This is a genomic window from Actinacidiphila yanglinensis, assembly GCF_900107965.1.
GTDB classification, from domain to species: domain Bacteria; phylum Actinomycetota; class Actinomycetes; order Streptomycetales; family Streptomycetaceae; genus Actinacidiphila; species Actinacidiphila yanglinensis.
Genome location: NZ_FNVU01000029.1, coordinates 72,649 through 90,456 on the forward strand (window position 1 = coordinate 72,649; position 17,808 = coordinate 90,456).

Below are 17,808 nucleotides of genomic sequence, written 5' to 3' on the forward strand. Positions count from 1 at the left end.
CGAACGACCCTCCGACGGCCCGAAGCCGCAGGTGGAGCAGGATGCCTTTGGCGACTGGCGAAGGCGCTCTCGATACGAGCGGCGACCAGGACCTGCATGCGGCCAGGAGCGGGAGCGCAGCGTGCGGCGGTTGGAGCCCGGTGCGCAGGTGGCCTTCGACGGCCGCACCTGGCAGGTCGGTGCCCTGGTGGGTGCCACGGTGCGGCTGATCGACGAGGAGGGGATCACGGCCTCGGTGCCGGCCTCGGTGCTGCTGGCCGACCCGGGCTTTGAGGTGGTGGGTGTGCCACTGGGCGGGGCGCCGCAGTGGGGGCGGTTCCAGAGTGTTCCGCTCCCCGCGGGGTCCCGTACGGTGCTGTGGTGACCGGCAGTTCGGGTGGTTCGTGTGTTGTTGCTCCGGCTGTGCCTGGTGAGGCCGGTGCGGTGACGGCGTTGGCTGCGTTGGCGCCTGTCGATGGTCGACCTCGGCTCCCTGCCCATCGCCGGCGCCGCGGCTCCCAGCCGCTGGCTTCGTAGAACGCGCCGAACGCTGGCAGGACGAGGGCGGCGAGCACGGCGGGGACTTCGGCGGTCGGCGTAGCCGACTGAGATCTCTCGAACCTGAGACAGCGTCACTCACTACGGGACAACACCCTCGCGACAGCGCCTCGCCGCCCAGAACACAGCCACTGATCAGCAACAACAGCCCCGCGACCAACTGTCTGTCACAACCACTGTCAGGAACGCGAGAGATCGCAGCCACCTCCAGGCCCCCCGCAAGGCCGTCGTCCAACTCACCGAACCGGACGGATCGCAGACCATCGTGAAACCGGGGCTGTTCGTCGACAACTGCTGGCGCCGGGCCGACAAGCTGAGCGAAGAGCGGCGCGCGGAACTCGACTCCCTCGGCATGCGCTGGTAGGCGCGAAACAGCACGCAGGGCGGGCCTGATGTGGCTCCTTGAAAATCCCCACAGGTGCTTGGTGGGACCCCGCGTGCGCTCAGTGGATCTCCTCACCCACAGGGACCTGACGTGCGACATCGACCAGGGGGCGCGGGTTCACTCCTGTGAGGCATCAAGCCGTGCTCGCTCTGAGTCGATCTTGCTCCCGGGGGGGAACGTCCTCCCCGCTGAGGAGGATTCGTGCCACGCTTCTTGTCCAGCTTCGCCGTCGCCGGCACCGCGGCTGCGCTTCTCGCCGCTTTGCTCGCGCCGGGCGCCGCCCAGGCCGCCGCCCCTGCCTCCGGCCGAGCGGCCGACCTGTCGTGGGTGGCGCTGGGCGACTCCTACACCGCCGGCGTCATCCAGGCCACCGGCGACACGTACGAGAACCCGCCCGACGGCTGCGCCCGGACCATCGAGTCCTACCCCGAGGTGATCCGCCGGGATCTCGGTTCACTGGTGAGCCTGCGCGATGTCAGTTGCGGGGCCGCCACGGTCAAGGATGTCTACGAGACGAAGCAGACGCCGCTGGGTCGTCCGCTGCCGCCCAGCGGCACGGATCCCGACGCCCCGTTCACGCCCGTCGCGCCGCAGATCGACGCCGTCGCCCCCGACACCGATCTGATCACCGTGGGGGCCGGAGGCAACACCGTCGGCTTCGGCGAGATCCTCATCAGGTGCCTGGCACTGGGCGCCGAACACGGTAACCAGGGCACCCCCTGCAAGGACGAACTCGACGCGAGCCTGTCCGGCCGGCTGGACCAACTGCGCAAGGACTACGGGCAGATGCTCGACGCCCTGCACACCAAAGCCCCCTTCGCCCGCATGGTGACCGTCGGCTACCCGCACGTCATCCCCGAAGACGCCACCAGCTGCACCTACGGGGATCTGCGGCAGTTCGGCACCATCACCACCGGCGACCTCGCCTGGGCCCGCACCCACATCCTGGAACCCCTCAACGCCGCGATCGCCCAGGAGAGCGTCGCCCACAACGCCACCTTCGTCGACCTCTACCCCTCCACCACCAACCACAGCGTCTGCGACAGCAACCACTGGGTCGACGGCATCTTCAGCAGCCTTATCCCGCTGCGCTACGCCTACGTGCACCCCAACGCCAAGGGCCAGGCCAACACCGCCAGCCAGGTCGAGGACGCCATCCTCGGAGGATGACCCGGTGCGGCTGGCGCGACCGCGGCCGCACCGCCGGTCCCGCCAGCCACCAGGACCTCCACATCCCCGTGGCCGCAGCCACAGACCGTGGCAGCCCCGTCTCGCGTCGTTCGCCCCAACTGCCCACACGGTTGAAGAGCGGATTATGTCGCGCGAGAAGCGGCACCGGCCGCTTTCAGGCTCTGACCGCAATTTCGTGAGCGGCCTGACGGTGATCAGCGATCACGCGCGAGGGCAGCAAGGCCCAAGCCCTTTGGCCGGCCCGCCGGAGGACCTTCCTGTCCTCGCGCAAGTGCTGGTCAGTCCTGGGCGCTTCGTGTCTACCAGAGCCCGCCGTGACGGTGGCGAACCGGAGGGATATCTGCGTCGTCAAGGTCGTGGCCGGCGAGGTGCAGTCCGCGGATTCGTTGGGCTTCGAGTCGCCCCTTGAGCCGGGCCCGGCCTTCAGCTGTAGCGATCTCAGTCGAGAACGAGGCATCTCTGAAGTCCAGCAGCCACCACTGCCAGGAGGTGATCCGACGCAGCATCTTCGTCGGAACAGGGCGACGGCCTTCGAGGGCGGCGCGGGCCAGTTCGCCATGCGTGTAGCGCAGGTGGTATAGGGACATGGACACGGTAGCGCCGTCTTCGACGTGGAGTTGTCTGGGAGTCGTGCGGACGGTTCTGGACATCGAGAGCCTCCGTAGGGCCCTCTGGGCTTTCCAGAGGTACCTACGGGGGGTGCGTAGCGGTCAGCACGACTCAGCCCCTCGTCGGTCGGACGGCCTACCAACAGCACGGTAGTCGCGCGGAGGCCTCGAGGCCTGGATTTTCTGCTCGCCCCGTCACGGAACTGCGACCAGAGCCGCTTTCAGAGAACCTCATCAGGCCCGGGCGCCAGGTGTCCGGGCCCGCCCGCGTTACCCGGTCTGCTGTCACCGATGAGAGATGCGCTGTCACGAGACTGACTACTCGGCGGTGTTGTCCAGCGCCTGGACGAGTCCGCGTTTGGGCATGTTGGCCCCCGCGCGGTGCCAGGTCGGTCCTTGCGGACCGTGGGCGGTCAGGTCCTCCAGCGAGGCCACCAGCAGCGGTATCGCGTCCGACCCGGCTCGGTAGGGCCGGTAGCTGGAGTGCCATTGGTCTGCGGTCAGTTCGAGGACGAGGTTGATGCAGGTGACCAGCGCCGGGCGGGACATACCGGTGAAGACGGCGGCGACCTGCGGAGTGCCCGAGCGGCCAGTGGGCGGGAACAGCGTGCGCCAGTGCAGCTTGTCCGTATCGCCGATCATCGCGTTGTGGCGCCTCCCGTCGTAGACGGTGCGGGCGAAGTACTGCTCGTAGCGTGCCAGTTTCTCCGCCACCCGCTGCGGGCACTCCGTGCCCCGGTCGACCTCGATCTTGTGGGCGTAGTTCTGAGCTGACCGTTGACCGATCGAGCCCTGCCCTGAGCCGGTGCGGGGATTGTCACTGGTGTCGGCTTGGATGAGGCCATGTCTGTGTATGAAGTGACCCGCCGGTTGCCGGAGATACCGACTGTTCGGGATCGTTCCCGAGCCATGGCGATGCTGGACGCCATCCTGAGCCCGGGCTGGGACTCGCGGTTCTACTCCTTCGATTCCCGGTGGTCGCCCACCGAGGAGATGGCCTCGATGCGGGACGGCTGCGGGAACGAGTACTCGATCGTCTTCTCTTCGGCTGGGGCGTATGCCCGCGGGTTCGACCACGAGTCGCCGATGAGCCCCTATCGAGACAATCCTCTGGCGCCGTGGCCTGGCCTGGTCGACTCGGTCCCTGCGGTCTTCCGTTCCTGCGTGGAGGAGCCGGCCTTCAGCGAGCCTGATGGGACGCCCCGGGCAACAGTGTGCTTCTGGCGCGAGCAGTCCGACGTCGCCTGGCGATCGGGGGACGTCGAGGTTCCCGCGGAAGGCAGGGAGGATGCCGACGGTGCCGATTGGCTGTTCGACGTCTTGGTGGACGGACGGCCTGAGGCATACCAGCAGTTCGCCGAGGAGTACTACGAGATCACGGTCGACCTCGTCGCTGTGCGCCATGTCTATGCTCTGCGACAGCTCTCGCAGAGCATCGTCTCGTCACTGAACCCGGATGTGAACCTGGACGACCTCGCGGAGGACATCGCCCAGATCGGCTATGCCGTCACGGATACGGATGTGGTTCTGGACTGACCGTATGGCCGCCCAAAAAATGATCCCTTCCGGGCGACTGCGGGCGTCGGGTCTTGGCCTGCTGTCCTCTCGGCTGCTGGTGTGCTCAGGGCTAGGCTTCGCGCATGTCCGAGTCAGCCCCCGATCCTCGCCTGCAGTCTTTGCTCAACCGGCTCCAGCCGGGACCGGTGCGAAGAGTGAAGGTCATCGGGTTCGACGGGGCGGATGTCCTAGTCAGCCTGGAGGACACGGAGGGGCGAGGTGTCGAGCTTGGGCGGATTCCCCGGCATGAGGTCTCGATGCGCCGCTTTGACGACCCCATGGAGATCCTCGGCGTGGGCGAGGAGATTGAGGCCGAGGAGATCGGACGGTGGCGGGAGGGGCAGCTTCACCTGTCCGCCAGGGCCTGCGAGAACCCGGAGTTGAGGTCGTTCCTCGTCGGCATACAGCCCGGCCGGATTCTCTCCGGAACCGTGTCAGAGGTCCACAACTTCGGGGTCTTCGTCCACCTGGACGGCGAGCCTGAGGGCCTGTGCACTGGGTTCATCCGGGTGCCGGACCTGTCGTGGTCGCGGATCAATCACGCCTCGGAGGCCGTCGCAGTCGGGCAACGGGTCACCGGTGACGTGATCACGTCCGAGACGCGTGAGGGGCAGGTCACCGTCTCGCTGAAGGCTCTGCTGGAAGATCCGCTCATCCGTTTCGCCGACCGGGTCGGCCAGGTCGTTCGCGGGCCGATCACGAAGATCATTCCGTTCGGTGTGTTCGTGCGGGTCGCCGACTGCGTGGAGGGGTTCCTTCACCTGTCCGACTTGGCCGAGGAGCCCGTGGAGAGCCCTGACCAAGTCGTCAGCGAGGGCGAAGTGATCACGGTGCGGGTTGCCGAGGTCGACCTCCAACGTCATCGTGTCAGCCTCCGCGCGGTTATGACCGGCGGGGACGCCCAGCCAGGCCGATTCGTGTGACATTGGCGGAGGCCTCCAGGGCCTCGCGCAGGCGGGCGTTGTCGACGGCGAGATGCTGGATCTGGGCGGCCGCGAACCGGATGTTCTCGGCCGGCATCCGGTCTTCAGGTGCACCGGCATCGGCGGCCTGCCACCGCAGGGAACCTCGTGCTCCATCGGGCCGACCCACATGGCTGCCTTCCCGAGCAGCACGGTGCCGCTCAAGCGATTCCTTCCGCAACGAGTGCCGGTGGAAGCCTGGACCACCTCGAATGCTTCGCCGGGATGGGACGCCGACTACCGCCGGGGCACAGGCACTGGCCGGTGCCACCACCAGGGTCGACGAGCCGTTCCCGTTCGCGAGCGACCCCGCGGTGCTCACCCGCCAGTAGTTCCGCGAGCGGTTCGGCGCCCGCGGGCGATGGGCTAGTGCGATGCCATGAGCAGCCCGAGGAGCAGGTATCCGCCGAACTCTGCTGTCAGGGCCGCGAGGACTGCTGCGATGCCGATGGCGAGGGAGAGGGCGATCCATCGCAGCGGGGCGTGATGCAGACGCGCCGGCAGTCGCAGGGAGGCGATGCTGGCGATCGTGGCGGCGCCGATGACCCAGGTGGGGCGCGCCAGCATCCAGGTCAGGGTGCGGTCGGCGGCGATCCCGTCGGTGCTGTGGAAGCGCAGGGTGTAGACGGCGGCGAGGATGCCGGTCACGACCGTGGCGATGATGGCGGCGGCCCGCGCGCCCTGGTGCCGTCCCGGGTCCGGGCAGGTAGCGTGATGGCCGGTCGGCCGCGGCGGGTACGGCGGGGGGACGAACGGGAAGCTCATGGCTTCACCGTAGGAAGCGTCGGTGGCCGGGCGTATCCGTACGGGTACTCAAGTTGCGGGCCGGAAACGGCCCGGACACCTCGCGTGCAGAGGCGGCAGCCGGACAGCATGAACCTTACGGATCGGGCAGGGACCTCTCCCCCATGCCCGTCTCGGCTGATCATCGTACGGACCGAACACTCAACTCCCTCAAGGACCCGACAACACAACTGCACAGCACCGGCGATCCACCCAGAAACACCTGCACACACCCAGCACAGCCAAGATCAAGGAAGCCATGATCATCGGCACGTCATAGGTGTCGGGTGAGCCGGCTCGATCTGCCAGTCCCCCGCATCGGCCGCCACCGCGGTGTGGAAGGCGAGTACGACGTCGACCAGGGCCAGGCCGTGCTCGCGCAAACCCGTCTTCGCCGCGGCCTTCCGCCCCGTCGTGCGACCGCCGGCGAATCCGTTGAACGCGGACAGCAGTCCGGACGCGGCCGCCTCCGCAAGACCGGCCGTCGTGCAGAACCAGCCGTCCTCGAAGACGAGGCACCACCCCAACGCATCTGCGGCAGGAGGCAGTTGAAGACGCCCGACCCGATCCGCGCCCCGACTATGCTGAGGGCCGTCACCGAGTCCGGCACCACAGCACCGCCCGACGGGAGTGGATCGGCGTGCATGTCGAGGCAACCGGCTGCCCGTACCACGCCGCCACAGCCGCCCACCCCGATCCGTGCGCGGACTACCTGGCCCTCAAAGGCGGCGCACCCGTCGAGTGGGACACGTTCCTGGGCGTGTGGGTCGTCACCGGATACGCCGAGACGGCACGACTGCTGCGCCACCCCGCACTGTCATCGACCTGGCCCGCCCAAGGCAGCACGGCGCTGCACGAGGACGCCCCGGACGGGGGCAACGGCCCGCGCACCCATCCCGACGTGCGCCGCTGGTTCATGTTCGACGACGAACCCCGCCACCTCGCCTTGCGCAAACTCGTCGCACCGCTGTTCACCGACGCACGCATCGACCAGATACGCCCGTTCGTCGAAACCACCGTCACCACCCTGATGGATGCCGCCGGTTCCACGTTCGACGTCATGTCACAACTGGCGATCCCGCTGTCCGGCCGTGTCGTCTGCCACGTCCTGGGCCTGCCCGCCGACCTCGCGCCGCGCCTGCGCTCCTGGAGCCAGGACATCGACGCCCTGCTGCACGCCGACTACCTCCCCGAAGCCCGGGAACGCGGCGAGCACGCGCTCGCAGAGATCACGCAGGCCGTCGACGCCGTCCTGCGCACCGGCGCCCCCCAGCACACCGGCATCGGCCTGCTGGAGCGGGCCCTGCGGGCTGGGCAGATCGACCGACGGGACGTGACGGCCACCGCGAGCCTGCTCCTGCACGCCGGGTTCGAGACGACCTCCACCTTCCTCGGCAAAGCCGTCCGGGCCGCGATCCACTCCGGCACCTGGCACCAGCTGACGGCGCTGGAGCCCGCGACGGCGGTGGAGGAACTGCTCCGGTTCGACACCTCCGTGCAGCAGGTCGCCCGCGTGGCCCGGGAACCGGTGGAGTCCGCCGGCCGGAAAATCAAGCCCGGGGACCTCGTACTGCTCATGCTCGGCGTCGCCGATCGTGACCCGGCGCGATTCCACGACCCGGACCGGCTCATACCCGGACGGCACCTCGCCTTCGGCCTCGGCGGCCACTACTGCCTCGGCGCCCGCCTGGCCCGCCTGGAGGCCCAAGCGGTACTCCGCGCACTGGCGGGGCGCCCTGGCGCACCGGTCTTCGCCGCACCACCGGTCAGCCGGCCCCACCACGGGGTGACGGTACTGGAACGACTGGACGTGACATTCGCGTGAGCAGCGGCAAGGGGGACATCTGAATGCGCACCATCTGGGATGTGGTCACCGAACAGTGCGCGCGCACACCGGAAGCAGTCGCCGCAGTGGGCCGACGGCTTTACACCTACGAGGACGTGACCCAGCGTGCCGCGACCCTCTCCACCACCCTCCTCGGCGGCATCCCGCCCGGGTCGCTCATCGCCCACGACATCCCCGACCCCGTCGGCGCCGCGATCCTCATGCTCGCCGCCGCCCGCCGCGGCTGCCCGGTACTCCCGCTCCACCCCGACAGCCCCCGCGCCCACCGCGCCAAGATCCTCGCCGACGCCCGCCCCACCGTCGTCGTGCAGTCCACCGAAGAGGCCCGGTTCACCGCGGTGGAGCCCGACCCATCGCAGGAACCGGCCGCGGCCGCCCCCGCCGAACTCGCCGGCACCGCCTACGTGATGTACACCTCCGGATCCACCGGCCAACCCAAAGGCGTCGCCATCCCCCACCACGCCCTCCTGGCCCGACTGGCCGGACTGGCGCGAACACCCGGACTCGCCGCCGGCGAGTCCATCCTCGCCATGACTGCCCTGACCTTCGACATCTCCATCGCCGAGCTTCTCCTCCCGCTCACCGTCGGCGCACACTTCATCGCCGCCCCCCCACAGGCCCGGACCGACCCCGACGCCTTCACCGCGCTCCTCACCCACCACACCCCCGACGTCGTCCAAGCCACTCCCAGTTTCTGGCGTCTGGTCACCGCGGCCGGATGGCACACCGCGCCCGCCCAGCGCGTCTGGTGCGGCGGCGAAGCCCTCACCCACGACCTCGCCACCCGGCTCCTCCCCCGCACCACCGAACTCTGGAACCTCTACGGCCCCACCGAAGCAACCATCTGGGCGACCGCCGCACGCATCCGGACCCCGGACGCCATCACCCTCGGCCACCCCCTGCCCGGCACCGGCCTCCTCCTCCACGCACCCACCACGAACGACGCTGAACCCCAGGAAGGCGAACTCCTCCTGTACGGCGACGGGCTGGCGACCGGATACCTCGGCCGCAACGACCTCACCCACGAACGCTTCCACTCCCACCCCACCCCCCACGGTCCCCAACGCGCCTACCACACCGGCGACCGAGCCCGACGCCTCCCCAACGGCCAGTTCCTCTACCTCGGCCGCACCGACCACCAGATCAAACTCCGCGGCCAACGCATCGAACTCGGCGAGATCGAAGCCACACTCCAAGAACACCCCGCGATCACCGAAGCCGTCGTCCTGCTACGCCATCCGGACCGGCCCGAACACGCCTACCTCGAAGCACACATCACCACCACCACCGAACTCACCACACCCGATCTACGCCAATGGGCCCGCCACCATCTCCCTTCCACCCACCACCCCACCCGCTACACCACCCACACCGCCCTCCCCCGCACCACCAACGGAAAAACCGACCGCATCGCCCTCACCCAGCGCGCCACTTCGAGACAGCCAGACCGGGAATGACACACCGGGGGTGACAGATCAGAACGGGGTGCGCGATGCCGTCCATCCTGCCCGTGGGCCAGGCCGCGTACCGGGCGGACCCCTGTCGCGTTCCTGGAACTCCACACGGGACGACGCGTCCGGCCCGGCAACCCGCTCAAGAACCGTCGCAACCGCGCCGGCCGAGGTGTCAGGCCAGATCGGCCAGGCCGCCGAAGGCGGCCCGGAGTTCGGTCCGCAGGGCCTCGGCGCTGCTCCCGGCGACCACGTCCGCGCGCCAGGCGACCAGGACACGCCATCCCCCGTCCGGTCGGGGGATGGCCTCCACGACCAGGTCGAGACCCGTACGCGGCTTCGGCACCCGGACCGGATCCAGCCACATGGCCTCACCGAGATGCGCCCGGGGGGGCTCGTTCTGCAACACCACCCAGGTCTGGAACCACGGGTGCCGTTCCCGGTCCGGGCCCAACAACCGGACGAGTTCGTCGAACGGAGTCCGCCCGTGCTCCATGGCCGAGGTCAGCGCCTCGGCCGTGCTCCTCATCGACTCCCCCGGGCTCTGCCCGCACACGCCCCCCAACACCAGCGCCACCGGGTTCACGAAACAGCCGACCACCGGCTCCAACGCGGTCACGGACCGGCCGGCCGTCACCGTACCCAGGCACACGTCCGGCACGCCGAAAGCCCCCGACACCGCCCGGCCCACCGCCGCCGCCAACGCCGCACCCGGGGGACCGCCGTACGAAGCCGCCACCCGCGTCAGCCGGCCGACCGTGTCCCGGTCCAGGCCGATCTCCGCCTCGCGCCGCTCCCCCTCCGCGGTGCCCGGGGCGGGGAGGAACGGCCGTGGCGGACGGCTCAACCGGTCCCGCCAGAACGGGAGGTCGCTCTCCAGCCATTGCGCGGCCTCGGACCGTTCCCAGCGGCTGTAGGAGGCGTAGCCGACCGGCACGGGCCGCAGTTCCTCTCCGCGGTACGCGGCAGCGAGATCATCGATCAAACGCCTCTCCGACCACCCGTCGAAGGCCAGGTGGTGCACCTGGAGGCAGAGGAGATGACGGCCGTCGCCGAGCGCGCACAACCGCGCGCGCAGCGGGGGCGCGGCCTCCAGGTCGAACGGTGTCTCCCACCAGTCGGCGAACACCCCAGCGGCCACAGCCTCCAGGGCCTCCGGGCCGCCGGGACCCGCCTGGTCCCCGGGGCCCAACGGGGGCACGGCACCCGACAGGGCCTCGGTCGGCCGCTGTTCGAGGACGAGTTCGGCCGTCGGCCGAACCACCTGGCTCACTTCGAGGTCGTCGGCGTCGATCGGGTAGATCGTACGCAGCACCGGATGGTGCTCGACCACCCTCAGCAGGGCGCGCTCCAACCGCTCGGGTTCCCAATCGCCGGCCAGCAGGTAGGCGAGTTCGATCGTGCCGTCCACATGACCAGGCGTGAACTGCTCCTGCAGCCAGAGCCGTTCCTGGGAGTGCGCCAACGGGGCCGGCCGGCCGTCGTCACGCGGGAAAGGCGTCGCCCGCACGGCCGCGTCCGCGGCCGGACCGTCTTCCAGGGCGGACAGGCCCGCCAGCGTCGGATCCGCGCTGATCCGGCTCAACGGGACACGGTGGCCCAGCCGCTCGGACAGCTCGCGCTGGAGCATCACCAGGAGGATCGAGTTTCCGCCCGCGTCGAAGAAATCCTCATCGTCACCGGCCGGTTCGACCTCCAGCACGGCCCGCCACGCCTCCACGACCAGCTCCCGCCGTGTTCTCGCCCCACTCATCCGAAAATGTCCTCACTGCCAGGTCCGTGCAGTCGTCTTCCTGAGGGCCGTCACCGGCGGGTTCGCGCGCCCACCGCGGCGGTGGCCCGGTCACGGCGCCACTTCCTCGGAGAGCAGCCCCCGGGCCAACCCACCACCCGTGGCTCCCTGCGGCCCGGAGACCGCCGCGACGGCGGCCCGGGCCGCGTCGGTCGCGCCGGGCCGGGACCGGATCACGTCGGCCAGTTGCCGCACGCTGGGCGCGGCCACGAAGTCGGACATGTGCAGGGGGATGTCCAGCGCCTTGCGCAGCAGGGCCAGCGCGCGGGCCGCGCCGAGGGAGTCGCCGCCCTGGTCGAAGAACGACGTGTGCGGTGCGACCGGTTTGCGCAACACGGCCTGCAGGGCCAGCAGGACGGCCTCGGTGACCGGGCAGTCCTCCGGCCCGTCGTCCGCGGGCCGCCCGGCCTCAGGCGACTCCGCGAGGTGGGCTTCCACCTCCGTCAGCAGCGCCCGCGTATCCGTCTTGCCGCTGGACAGGCGGGGCAGCTCCGGCACGCTCAGCAGGAGCGCGGGCACCATGTAGGCGGGCAGCACCGACGACAGGTGGGCCCGCACCTGGGCCGGGTCCGGTGCCGTGCCCGGCGGCCCGACCAGGAACGCAGCCAGCCCGCTCTGCCCGTTCCGGTCGAAGGGCACCACCGCGCACTGCGCCACGCCGGGGCACTGCCGGGCACGGGCCTCGATCTCGCCGGGCTCGACGCGGTGGCCGCGCAACTTGATCTGGGCGTCCCGGCGGCCGTGCAGGCGCACGCGCCCGTCCTCGTCCCGGGAGGCGATGTCGCCGGTGCGGTACCACCGCCTCGGGCCGTACCCGAAGTCGTGCACGACGAACTGGCGCGCGGTCAGGTCGTCGTGGCCGAGGTAGCCGCGGGCCAGGCCGACCCCGCCGATGAGGAGTTCGCCGCGGCAGCCGGGCGGCATGGGCCGCAAGTGCCGGTCGACCACGTGGAGTTCGGTACGGGCCAGGGCGGTGCCCACGGTGACCGGGCCGGGGGCGCAGCGCCAGACCGTGGACCAGACGGTCGTCTCGGTCGGCCCGTAGACGTTGAACACCGTGTCGGCGGCGGTCAGGAGACGGTCCTTGAGGTCCCGAGGCAGGGCCTCGCCGCCCGCGAGCGCGACCCTGGGCCGCACGGTGAGGTGGTCCAGCAGCAGCCGCCACACACTCGGAGTCGCCTGCAGGACCGTCACTCCTGTGTGGGCGACCAGTTCCGCCAGCAGCGTGGGGTCCTCGGCGGCGCGGTCGTCGGCCACCTCCACGGTGCAGCCGGCCAGCAGCGGGGCCAGCAGTTCCGGCAGGGACACGTCGAAGGTGGTGGCGGTCGCCGCGGCCACTGAGTCACCGGGTCCGAGACCGGTGAAGCGGGCCCACTCGCGGACCAGGTTCGTCAGCGCCTTGCGCCCGACCAGTACACCCTTGGGGGTACCGCTGGAGCCGGAGGTGAAGAACACGTACGCGTCGCGGTCGCCGCGACCGTCGACGGGGCCCGGCGGCGCCGGATCCCGGCTCCCGGCCCGCACGGGCTCCACCGACGGGGTGCGAACGGGCTCTGCCCCCGCCGGGGTGAGGACGGCGCGCAGCCGCGCCGCGCTCTCGATCATCCGCAGCCGTTCCGCAGGCAGCCGGGCATCGAGCGGTACGTAGACGGCGTCGAGCGTGAGCACCGCCAACAGCGCGGCCACCGTGTCGGTGCCGCGCGGTAGGCGTACTCCGACGCGGCTACCGGGCACCACCCCTGCCGCGCTCAACGCGTTCCGCAACTCACCTACGCGATCCAGGAGTTGACGGCCTGTCAGCATTCGGCCCGAGGAGCGGGCTGCCACCCGGTCCGGTGGGGCGTCAAGGCGCGCGACGATGTCCTCGACCACGTCGCCCGGCACGTCGGTACCGGCCGGGCCACCCGCACTCGTGGCATCCTCTTCACCGGGGAGCAGCAGCGGCACCTCGCCCAGCCGCAGTCCGGGGTCGCTCGCCCAGGCGGCCAGGAAGACGGCCAGCCGGTCGGAGAGCCTCCGACCGTGCTCGAGGGTGAACAGTTCCGTGGCGTACTCGACCATCGCGGCGAGCCGGCCGTCGGCCTCCTGCCAGAACTCGACGGTCAGGTCGAAGGCGGCCGCCATCTGGTCCACCCGGTGCTTGCCGGCCTCCGCTCCGGCCAGTTCCAGTTCGGCGCCCAGGGTGTTCTGCAGCACGCACAGGACCTGGAAGAGCGGGGTGCGGCCCGGGACGCGCGGCGGCGCGGCCGCGCGCACGATGCCGTCGAAGGGCAGCCCCCGGTGGACGCAGCCTTCGAAGAAGGAGTCGGCCGCTCGGGCGACCAGTTCGCCCAGTGCGGGGTCGCCGTCCGTGCCGATCCGCACGGGCAGGGTGTTGACGAAGAAGCCGACCAGCGGCTCGAACTCCTCGCCGGGCCGGTCGGCGACCGGCACGCCGATCACCAGGTCGTCCTGGTCGGCGATCCGGCTGAGGAAACCGGCCAGCACGGAGTAGAGGGCCACGAAGAAGGTCGCGCCCTGCTGCGCCGCCACGGCCTTCAGCCGTTCGGCCGTGCCGGGCGGCCACAGCAGCCGGCTGCGGTCCCCCGCGTACGTGGGCCGCGCGGGCCGTGGGTGGTCGTAGGGCAGGTCCAGTGCCTCGGGGGCGCCGCGCAGGGTGTCGCGCCAGTAGGCCGCGGCCTCCTGTGCGCTCTCGCCGTCGCTGTCGGCCGCGGACCGCAGCGCCGCGGGCACGTCGGCGGCGGCCAGTGGCAGCGGCTCCAGCGCCCCCGGGTCGGCGGGCGCCCCGGGGGTGTAGAGGATGCTCAGCTCCCGGGTCAGAACCTCGATGGACCAGCCGTCGGCGACGAGGTGGTGCACGCGCAGCAGCAGCAGGGCCCGGCCGGTGTCCTCGCGCAGCAGGTGGGCGGTGAACAGCGGGCCGTCGGTGAGGGAGAGCGGCGTGCCGGCCAGTGCGGCGCGGCGGGCGGCGACCGCGTCGGGGGAGGAGGGTTCCTCCGCGGCGAGCACACTGTCCGGGGCGGGCCGGATCAGCAGGCGCGCGCCGTCCGGCGTGGGGACGCAGACCGAGCGCAGCAGTTCGTGCCGCCGCACGAGCACGGTCAGGGCGCTGTCGAGCGCCGCTTCGTCCAGGGGGCCGGTCAGCCACCACCCCTGGTTGATCAGGTGGACGGCGCCGGTTTCCTCGTACTGGTCGAGGTACCACAGCCGCCGTTGTTCCGGGGTCATCGGCGCGGTGGTGGCTGCGGGCCGGTCAGTCATCTGCGGCCCCGGCCTGGCGGAGTTCGTCGATGCTGGCGGCGATCGTCGACAGGACGGGGGTGCGCAGCAGGACCGCGGAGGGAAGGACGACCTTCAGGTCGCGTTTGATGCGGCCCTGCATGCGGAAGGCCAGCAGCGAGTGGCCGCCCAGTTCGAAGAACTGGTCCTGCACGCCGACCTGCACGACGCCGAGCAGGTCCTGCCACAGCCGCACGAGGTACGCCTCAGTCGGGCTGGGCCCGACCTCCCCGGGGGCGGCGTGGCCGCGTGCGTCGGCGAGGATCTGCCGCAGGGCGTCGAGGTCGCGTTTGCCGTGCTCGTTCGCCGGCATCTGCGCCAGCGGCACGAACCGGCTGGGCACCATGAACTCCGGGAGGAGCCGGGCGCAGTGCGCGCGCAGCGCCTCCGGGGGCACGTCGTGGTCGAGGACGACGAGCGCGGCCAGGCTGCGGTCCTCGCCCTCGCCTTCGGGCAGGACGGCGGCGTGGTGCACGCCGGGATGGCCGAGCAGAGTGCGCTCCACCTCGCCGCGCTCCACCCGGTAGCCGCGGATCTTCACCTGGTCGTCGGCGCGACCCAGGAACTCCAGGGCCCCGTCGTCGCGATACCGGGCGAGGTCGCCGGTGCGGTACCAGCGGCCGGGCCCGGCACCGGGCATGTCGGTGCGGAACCGCTCCTCGGTCAGGTCCGGCCGGTCGAGATAGCCCCTGGCCACGCCGGGGCCGGACACGTGGATCTCGCCGACCTGCCCGGGGGCCGGCTGCCGGCCGTCGGCGTCCAGCAGCCGGATCCCGACCCCGTCCAGAGGGGTGCCGATCGGCACGCCGTCGTGTTCGGTGTCGGTGAGGGTGACCTCGTGGGCGGTGCAGGTGGTGGTGATCTCGGCGGGCCCGTAGAGGTTGAGCAGCCGCCCCCGGAAACGGCCCGACAGAATCGCCCGGCAGGTGGCGGGCAGCACGACGTCGCCGCCGACGTGCAGCAGCCGCAGCGCGCAGAACGCGTCCGGGTCCTCGCGCACCACGTGGTTGGCGACCATCGTCGGCACGAGCATCGCGGTGATCCGCAGCCGGCGCAGTTCCTCCTGGAACCCGGCGGCCAGCAGCTCGGGGACGGTGGGCAGCACGACCACCGCCGCGCCCTGGCGCAGCGCGTGCCACATCTCGAAGTGGAACGCGTCGAAGGACAGGCTCGAGACCTGGCCCACACGGTCGTCGGGGGTCAGCGCGGGCAGGGACCGGTTGCGGGCGAACCAGACAATGTTGCGGTGCTCCAGCACGATGCCCTTGGGCGTGCCGAGCGAGCCGGAGGTGAACAGCACGCTGGCCGCGCCCTCCGGACGGCTTCGGTCCTGGGGGACGGGCGCGGCGGCGGGCAGCGCGCCGGGCCCGTAGGGAATGGTCACGGCGCCGTGGGCGTCGAGCCCGCGCTTCCAGGCAGGGTCGGTCAGCACCACCTTCACCCCGCTCTGCGTGAGCATCAGGTCACGGCGGGCGTCGGGGTAGCGGCTGTCCACGGCCACGTAGGCGGCACCGGCCTTGAGGATGCCGAGGATCGCGGCGAAGACGTACACCGACCTGTTCATGTGCAGGCCGACGCGGTCCTCCCGGGTGATGCCGCGGGCGACCAGCAGGGCCGCCACGTCGTCAGCGAGGGCGCCCAGTTCGGCGTAGGTCAGGGACCGCTGCGCGTCGGCGACGGCGAGCCGGTCCGCGTGACGGCGCACCGACTCCTCGAACAGACCGGTGAGGGTCGCGGCGTGCGGCTCGGTCGGGGCGGTCATCGGTCGGCCTCCAGCGCGGGGGTGTCGGTCCATCGGTCGTACGGCCGGCGCAGCAGGGCGGCCCACGTGTCCAGCAGGGACCGGACGGTGTCCTGGTCGAGCCGGGAGGCGTCGAACCGGGCCTCCACGAAGAAGGTGCCCGGCTGCTTCTCCACCAGGCTCAGCAGCAGGTCCCAGTAGAAGTCGGACGCCGACGGCAGAGCGACGGGAGTGGCCGACACGGCCGTGCCCAGGTCGATGCCACGCGGCGGCTTCACCGCGTCGAAGAAGATCCGCACCCCGCTCTGCGGGCCGGTCGGCCGCGGGTCCTCGTCCATCGCCCGCACCGCCATCGGCAGCGGTCCGTGCCGCAGCCCGGCGATCAGCGACTGCCGGGTGCGGCGCACGACGTCGTCGAGGCTGTCCCCGTCGTGGACTTCGGCCGGCACCGGCAGGCAGTGGCTGATCCGCCCGACCAACCGCATCGTCTCGGCGGTGCGGTTGATCACGGGCAGCAGCGGAGCGAGCAGCGGCGCGCCCGTGGTCCGGAACTGGGCGACCGCCGCGGTGGCCAGCGCGACAGTGAGCGGGAACGTGCCGTAGGAGCCGGCCGCTGCGAGGAGGTTGGCGTCCGCGTCCGGGCCCAGGCGGTGTTCCAGGATCACCGAGGCCGGCGCGGTGCCGGGCGCGGGTGGGGCGACGATACGGGACAGCCGCGGCCGCCCGTCGCCGACCTCGCGCCAGTAGGTGTCGATGCGTTCGGCCGCCGTGGACTGCGCCCACGACCGCTTCCACGCCTCGTGGTCCAGGGCCTGGATGGCGGGCGCCGGCCCGGGCGGCTCTCCCTCGCCGGTCAACGCCCGGTAGTGGGCTGTCAGTTCGTCCAGCACGGTGTTCATCGCCGTGTTCTCCAGGACGAAGTGGTCAGAGATGACGAGCAGTTGTGTCCGGCCGGGCCCGCGCAGCAGCACCAGGCGCAGGAAGTCGTCGCCGTCCCAGTCGAACCGCTGGGCCAGTGCCTGCTGGGCGGCCTCGGCCAGCGTCTCGTCATCGTCCGAGGCGAGGTCGCGGACCGCGGTGTGCGCGGCGGCGGGCGCCGGGCGCGGGGTCTGCCACACGGTGCCGTCCCCGTCGGGGGCGAAGCCGGTGCGCAGCACCTCGTGGTCGGACACCACCGCCTGCACGGCCTGCTCCAGCAGCCCGGGATCCAGCGCCCCGGTCACCTCGAAGCACTCCCAGATGAAGAAGGGCGCCGGGTCCGGGTCCTGCTTGTCGACCCGGTACTGGCGCTGCTGGGCCTCCGTGGCCGGCGCCGTGCGGACCGGAAGGCGGGTCATGGGTGGCAGTCGCAGCCGGGAGTCGGATGCCCGCAGGCAGGCGTCGGTGAAGACGTCGAGCCGGCGGGCCGCCAGCAGTTCGGTGGCCGGCACCTCGTAGCCGAGGGCCTTCGACACGCGTGCGGCCAGCCGGACGGCGTCCAGCGACTTCGCGCCGAGGTCGAAGATGTCGTCGTGCAGGTCGACCGGCCGCCGGAGCAGCCACGCGGCCTCCCTGCGCACCAGCGCCGCGACGGTCCCCCGGGGGGAGCGGTCGGCGTAGGACGCGCTGTCCTGCCGCGGGCGGTCGGGGGCGTGCCGGGTGTCCCTCGTGTTCACGGTGTCCTTGGTCCATTCCTG

14 protein-coding genes are annotated in these 17,808 nt (G+C 71.2%); 6 read left to right on the forward strand and 8 right to left on the reverse strand.

Annotation, left to right across the window (positions count from 1 at the left end; genetic code table 11):
- Positions 1-121: 121 nt before the first annotated feature.
- Together C4U44_RS38200 and C4U44_RS38205 are read left to right on the forward strand one after the other, a co-directional pair.
- The gene (locus tag C4U44_RS38200; RefSeq protein WP_146088447.1) at positions 122-364 is read left to right on the forward strand and encodes a hypothetical protein; all 243 of its coding nucleotides are present in this window, start codon (positions 122-124) and stop codon (positions 362-364) included.
- A 759-nt stretch (positions 365-1,123) separates the two neighbouring features.
- The gene (locus C4U44_RS38205; RefSeq protein ID WP_103890724.1) at positions 1,124-2,092 is read left to right on the forward strand and encodes an SGNH/GDSL hydrolase family protein; all 969 of its coding nucleotides are present in this window, start codon (positions 1,124-1,126) and stop codon (positions 2,090-2,092) included.
- A 320-nt stretch (positions 2,093-2,412) separates the two neighbouring features.
- On the opposite strand, the gene C4U44_RS41350 is transcribed toward C4U44_RS38205, so the two are convergent.
- Positions 2,413-2,763, reverse strand: coding sequence for a hypothetical protein (locus C4U44_RS41350; RefSeq protein WP_146088448.1), 351 nt, complete (start codon positions 2,761-2,763; stop codon positions 2,413-2,415).
- A 276-nt stretch (positions 2,764-3,039) separates the two neighbouring features.
- Positions 3,040-3,435, reverse strand: coding sequence for a hypothetical protein (locus tag C4U44_RS38210; RefSeq protein ID WP_103890725.1), 396 nt, complete (start codon positions 3,433-3,435; stop codon positions 3,040-3,042).
- Positions 3,436-3,564: 129 nt separating this feature from the next.
- On the opposite strand from C4U44_RS38210, the gene C4U44_RS38215 reads away from it, so the two are divergent.
- Positions 3,565-4,257 carry a hypothetical protein gene (locus tag C4U44_RS38215; RefSeq protein ID WP_103890726.1) on the forward strand — a complete coding sequence of 231 codons (693 nt, stop codon included), beginning with the start codon at positions 3,565-3,567 and terminating at the stop codon, positions 4,255-4,257.
- A gap of 104 nt (positions 4,258-4,361) precedes the next feature.
- Positions 4,362-5,201, forward strand: a complete 840-nt coding sequence (locus tag C4U44_RS38220; protein ID WP_235032653.1) for a S1 RNA-binding domain-containing protein — start codon at positions 4,362-4,364, stop codon at positions 5,199-5,201.
- A gap of 405 nt (positions 5,202-5,606) precedes the next feature.
- On the opposite strand, the gene C4U44_RS38225 is transcribed toward C4U44_RS38220, so the two are convergent.
- Positions 5,607-6,005: a hypothetical protein gene (locus C4U44_RS38225; RefSeq protein WP_103890728.1), complete on the reverse strand. Its 399-nt coding sequence runs from the start codon at positions 6,003-6,005 to the stop codon at positions 5,607-5,609.
- A gap of 281 nt (positions 6,006-6,286) precedes the next feature.
- A complete protein-coding gene (locus tag C4U44_RS38230) occupies positions 6,287-6,550 on the reverse strand; it encodes a hypothetical protein (RefSeq protein ID WP_200823553.1) in 264 nt (87 codons plus the stop codon).
- Positions 6,551-6,663: 113 nt separating this feature from the next.
- Between C4U44_RS38230 and C4U44_RS38235 the strand changes: the two genes are divergently transcribed.
- A complete protein-coding gene (locus C4U44_RS38235; protein ID WP_103890729.1) occupies positions 6,664-7,848 on the forward strand; it encodes a cytochrome P450 in 1,185 nt (394 codons plus the stop codon).
- A gap of 23 nt (positions 7,849-7,871) precedes the next feature.
- Complete coding sequence (locus C4U44_RS38240) at positions 7,872-9,326, forward strand: amino acid adenylation domain-containing protein (protein WP_103890730.1); 1,455 nt, start codon at positions 7,872-7,874, stop codon at positions 9,324-9,326.
- Positions 9,327-9,495: 169 nt separating this feature from the next.
- Here C4U44_RS38240 and C4U44_RS38245 read toward each other — a convergent pair whose 3' ends face one another.
- From C4U44_RS38245 to C4U44_RS38260, 4 genes are all read right to left on the reverse strand, one after another.
- Complete coding sequence (locus C4U44_RS38245; RefSeq protein ID WP_103890731.1) at positions 9,496-11,073, reverse strand: condensation domain-containing protein; 1,578 nt, start codon at positions 11,071-11,073, stop codon at positions 9,496-9,498.
- A gap of 90 nt (positions 11,074-11,163) precedes the next feature.
- A complete protein-coding gene (locus C4U44_RS38250; protein WP_103890732.1) occupies positions 11,164-14,373 on the reverse strand; it encodes a non-ribosomal peptide synthetase in 3,210 nt (1,069 codons plus the stop codon).
- Positions 14,366-16,153, reverse strand: a complete 1,788-nt coding sequence (locus C4U44_RS38255) for a non-ribosomal peptide synthetase (RefSeq protein WP_103890733.1) — start codon at positions 16,151-16,153, stop codon at positions 14,366-14,368. The genes C4U44_RS38250 and C4U44_RS38255 overlap by 8 nt, the downstream gene beginning before the upstream one ends.
- The gene (locus C4U44_RS38260; RefSeq protein WP_103890734.1) at positions 16,150-17,787 is read right to left on the reverse strand and encodes a condensation domain-containing protein; all 1,638 of its coding nucleotides are present in this window, start codon (positions 17,785-17,787) and stop codon (positions 16,150-16,152) included. The genes C4U44_RS38255 and C4U44_RS38260 overlap by 4 nt, the downstream gene beginning before the upstream one ends.
- Positions 17,788-17,808 lie beyond the last annotated feature (21 nt).

Bases quoted from the DNA above. Each gene is read 5' to 3' on its own strand.
- C4U44_RS38250 (WP_103890732.1), bottom strand. From the start codon at position 14,373: ATGACTGACCGGCCCGCAGCCACCACCGCGCCGATGACCCCGGAACAA.
- C4U44_RS38215 (WP_103890726.1), top strand. From the start codon at position 3,565: ATGTCTGTGTATGAAGTGACCCGCCGGTTGCCGGAGATACCGACTGTT.
- C4U44_RS38255 (WP_103890733.1), bottom strand. From the start codon at position 16,153: ATGACCGCCCCGACCGAGCCGCACGCCGCGACCCTCACCGGTCTGTTC.
- C4U44_RS38245 (WP_103890731.1), bottom strand. From the start codon at position 11,073: ATGAGTGGGGCGAGAACACGGCGGGAGCTGGTCGTGGAGGCGTGGCGG.
- C4U44_RS41350 (WP_146088448.1), bottom strand. From the start codon at position 2,763: ATGTCCAGAACCGTCCGCACGACTCCCAGACAACTCCACGTCGAAGAC.
- C4U44_RS38220 (WP_235032653.1), top strand. From the start codon at position 4,362: ATGTCCGAGTCAGCCCCCGATCCTCGCCTGCAGTCTTTGCTCAACCGG.
- C4U44_RS38225 (WP_103890728.1), bottom strand. From the start codon at position 6,005: ATGAGCTTCCCGTTCGTCCCCCCGCCGTACCCGCCGCGGCCGACCGGC.
- C4U44_RS38240 (WP_103890730.1), top strand. From the start codon at position 7,872: ATGCGCACCATCTGGGATGTGGTCACCGAACAGTGCGCGCGCACACCG.